We start from the raw sequence: 778 nt of genomic DNA on the forward strand, positions 1-778 counted from the left end.
ATCGCGGTCGGACAGCCCGTGATTCAAAATGCTTTCGGAGACGTTCTGTCGGGGTCAATTTCTGATTGGCTAGACAAGAGTCTATGAGGAAAGAATCCACTCGCCTTTAGGCAGTGGAGTGTCAATCGTTAAAATTAGAGTCGTAGTTTCATGCAGAAACTCAAATCGTGAGGTTTGGGAATCACCGTGGCTTTAGTCCGGTGAGGAGGTCAATCCGCCAACCTCGGCAGAATCTCCCCTAACAGTTCTAACAGAGAACAGCGCCGTCTCATGCCCCAACCTTTCTCCCACCACCCCCACACTTCACCGGGGGACTGCCACAAGTTTAAATGCTCCACAGCCGGATCCGCATAAAAGGATTCCTCCCCCCGCCCCAGGAGTCCTGAACTCCAATGGGTAAAATGATCATGACTCACCCGATAAAAGGGGAAACGCCCTAAGCGCGGCACACCCCAACCATCCCACGCCATCACTCCCCGAACCTTACCGCCCCACTGTTCCCACTGTTGCGCGGCCATCATTCCTCCCACCGCCCCCGCACTGAAGGCAATCATCCCCAGTGGGGGACTCCCGGAGGGGGGACTCGGTAGCACTTGGCGCATAAATTGAAGGGTATGCCATCCAGAATAGGGAGGATAGTCGGTCGGGACTACCCAAATCTCTCCTATGTCTCTGGGTAAGGTGGCTAAAAACTGGGCGGTGAGGTTGGGAGAATGGACTCCGGGACAAATGATGAGGGTCATGGGGAATAGGGGAGAGGGGGAGCGGGGGAGCAGGG

At 55.4% G+C, this 778-nt stretch carries 1 protein-coding gene; it reads right to left on the reverse strand.

Annotation, left to right across the window (positions count from 1 at the left end; genetic code table 11):
- Positions 1-209: 209 nt before the first annotated feature.
- On the reverse strand, positions 210-778 hold a 569-nt coding region (locus K4A83_RS22740), incomplete at its 5' end, for a hypothetical protein (protein ID WP_265267004.1).

The organism is Spirulina subsalsa FACHB-351, assembly GCF_026130165.1.
In the GTDB taxonomy this organism is placed as follows: domain Bacteria; phylum Cyanobacteriota; class Cyanobacteriia; order Cyanobacteriales; family Spirulinaceae; genus Spirulina_A; species Spirulina_A subsalsa_A.